Origin of the sequence: Acidisphaera rubrifaciens HS-AP3, assembly GCF_000964365.1 — a bacterium.
In the GTDB taxonomy this organism is placed as follows: domain Bacteria; phylum Pseudomonadota; class Alphaproteobacteria; order Acetobacterales; family Acetobacteraceae; genus Acidisphaera; species Acidisphaera rubrifaciens.
On the sequence record NZ_BANB01000203.1, the window covers coordinates 1 to 2,356 of the forward strand.

Annotated in this window: 3 protein-coding genes and 1 pseudogene; 1 reads left to right on the forward strand and 3 read right to left on the reverse strand. The window is 69.8% G+C overall.

The genetic code is table 11. From position 1 onward, the window contains the following. The 3 genes and pseudogenes from B8460_RS07125 to B8460_RS07135 all read right to left on the reverse strand — a co-directional run. Positions 1–194: pseudogene (locus B8460_RS07125) on the reverse strand (cobaltochelatase subunit CobT); the annotation flags it as partial. A 6-nt stretch (positions 195–200) separates the two neighbouring features. Continuing rightward, a complete protein-coding gene (gene cobS / locus B8460_RS07130; RefSeq protein WP_048860892.1) occupies positions 201–1,208 on the reverse strand; it encodes a cobaltochelatase subunit CobS in 1,008 nt (335 codons plus the stop codon). Positions 1,209–1,325: 117 nt separating this feature from the next. Further along, on the reverse strand, positions 1,326–1,913 hold the full coding sequence (locus tag B8460_RS07135) for a J domain-containing protein (RefSeq protein WP_048860893.1): 588 nt from the start codon (positions 1,911–1,913) through the stop codon (positions 1,326–1,328). A 131-nt stretch (positions 1,914–2,044) separates the two neighbouring features. Here B8460_RS07135 and B8460_RS07140 point away from each other — a divergent pair. After that, positions 2,045–2,356, forward strand: a 312-nt coding sequence (locus tag B8460_RS07140) for a BolA family protein (protein ID WP_084623305.1), incomplete at its 3' end; no start/stop codon positions are given.

A 2,356-nucleotide genomic window follows, 5' to 3' on the forward strand; every position in this document is an offset into this window, starting at 1 on the left:
CGCAGGCGTGCCATCTCGGCCGCCGGCAGGGCGCGCGAGGGCATCGGCAGACGCGCGCGCTTGCCGGTCAGACCGGACGGGCCGGGCTGGAACGCGACCTGCACTTCCGGCGTGTCGGCCAGGGCGCGCAGCACGCCCGCGGTCGCGCGCTTGAACTCCTCGCTGCGGGTATTGTCCTTGCCGCCGTTGCTCATGCGCGCCTACTGCCGGCGGGGAAGCGTGCCCGTCGGAATGTCCTCGTTGAAGCAGCGCTGGTAGTACTCGGCGACGGTCGCCCGTTCCGCCTCGTCGCACTTGTTCAGGAACGTCATCCGAAAGGCGAAGCCCACGTCGCCGAAGATGCGGGTGTTCTCGGCCCAGGTGATCACGGTGCGCGGGGACATCACCGTCGAGATGTCGCCGTTGATGAAGCCCGCGCGCGTCAGGTCGGCAAGCGCGACCATGCTTTCGATGCGCTTGCGCTCCGCCGTGTTGGACGCATCCACGCCGAGCTTGGCCATCACGATCGCCGTCTCCTGCGCGTGCGGCAGGTAGTTCAGGGTGGCGACGATGTTCCAGCGGTCCATCTGCCCCTGATTGATCTGCTGCGTGCCGTGATACAGGCCGGTCGTGTCCCCCAGACCCACCGTGTTCGACGTCGCGAACAGACGGAAGTACGGGTGGGGGCGGATCACCCGGTTCTGATCCAGCAGCGTGAGCTTGCCTTCGACCTCCAGCACGCGCTGGATGACGAACATCACGTCCGGACGCCCGGCGTCGTATTCGTCGAACACCAGGGCGCAGGGGTGCTGCAGGCACCACGGCAGGATGCCCTCGCGGAACTCGGTCACCTGCTTGCCGTCCTTCAGGACGATCGCGTCCTTGCCGATCAGGTCGATGCGGCTGATGTGGCTGTCGAGGTTGACGCGGATGCACGGCCAGTTCAGCCGCGCCGCCACCTGTTCGATGTGCGTCGATTTCCCGGTGCCGTGATAGCCCTGGATCATCACCCGCCGGTTGTGGATGAAGCCCGCGAGGATCGCGAGTGTCGTCTCGCGGTCGAAGCGGTACGAGCTGTCGATCTCCGGCACGTGCTCGGTGCGCACGGAAAAGGCCGGGGCGATAAGGTCCGTGTCGATGCCGAACGCCTCGCGCGCGGCCACCTCGGTGTCCGGCTGGTCGATGGCGGAGGTCGGGCGCAGCTCGGCCAAAGTCGCGACTTTGTTCATCAGAACAGCGATCCTGTCATATACGGCAAATCCTATCGCGCTGCCGCGGGAGGGCAAGCCGCGACGCGGCAGGGCAGCCACCGGCGCCGGGCCCCTTGCCGGCCCGTGAGCGCCGGGTCAGGCCGACGCGGCGTGGGGCGCCCCGTCCACAAGGCGGCTGCGCAGCGTGGCATAGGCAAGGTTGATCGTCTTCAGCCGTTCCTCCGCCCCCCGGTCGCCGCCGTTGGCATCGGGGTGGTGGCGTTTGGCCAGTTCCTTGTAGCGCGCCTTCACCTCGGTGAGCGTCGTGGGCCATGCAAGGCCGAGGGTGGCCAGCGGCTCTTTCAGATCGCTCGGGGTGTCCGGCCGGGCCGTCTTGCGGCCGCGCTTGCCGAACTCGGCCGCCGCGAGCAGCGGGTCGTGCGTGAGCGCGTCCTCCCACGCCGCCGCGCCGAGCCGTCCGAGCGGCCATGACGGGCGTTGCCAGGACAGGTCGGCGCGCAATTCCTGTTCGATCTGCCCGGGCGTCATGCCCTTGTAGAAGTCCCATTTCGCGTTGTACGCGCGCACGTGCTCCAGACAGAACCACCAGTATTCACGAAGCTGCGCGCGCGATTTGGGCGCGCGATAGGCGCCGGCTTCGTTGCATCCGGGCATGTCGCACACATGGCCCGGCGCGTCCGGATCGGGCGCGTAGGCCCGGGCTCGCGGTGGGCTACGGGTCATGCCACGCTTATGTGCGGCGCGGCCGCCGGTTGGCAACAGGGCGCATGCCGCCCACGTTGCCGACGCGCGGCGCCGGCCGCGCGAACCGTCGCGCCATCGGACGAGTGGCCGACAGAAGGGATGATCCGCCGATGACCGACCCCGCGAACAGCAGCCGTGCCGCCCGGATCGAAGCCGCGTTGCGGGCGGCGTTCACCCCGCAGGCGATCGCGGTGGTGGACGAGAGCCACCGCCATGCCGGCCACGCCGGCGCGCGCGCGGAGGGCGAGACGCATTACGCGGTACTGCTCGTCGCGGACGCGTTTGACGGGCAGGGACGGGTCGCCCGCCACCGCGCCGTCAATGCGACGCTCGCCGCCGAGTTCGCGACGGGCCTGCATGCGCTGGCCCTGACGTTGCGCACGCCGGCCGAAGCCGCGGCGGCGGCACGGCCGGCCGCGCCC

Coding starts and splice junctions, on each gene's coding strand:
- cobS (WP_048860892.1), bottom strand. CDS start 1,208: ATGAACAAAGTCGCGACTTTGGCCGAGCTGCGCCCGACCTCCGCCATC.
- B8460_RS07135 (WP_048860893.1), bottom strand. CDS start 1,913: ATGACCCGTAGCCCACCGCGAGCCCGGGCCTACGCGCCCGATCCGGAC.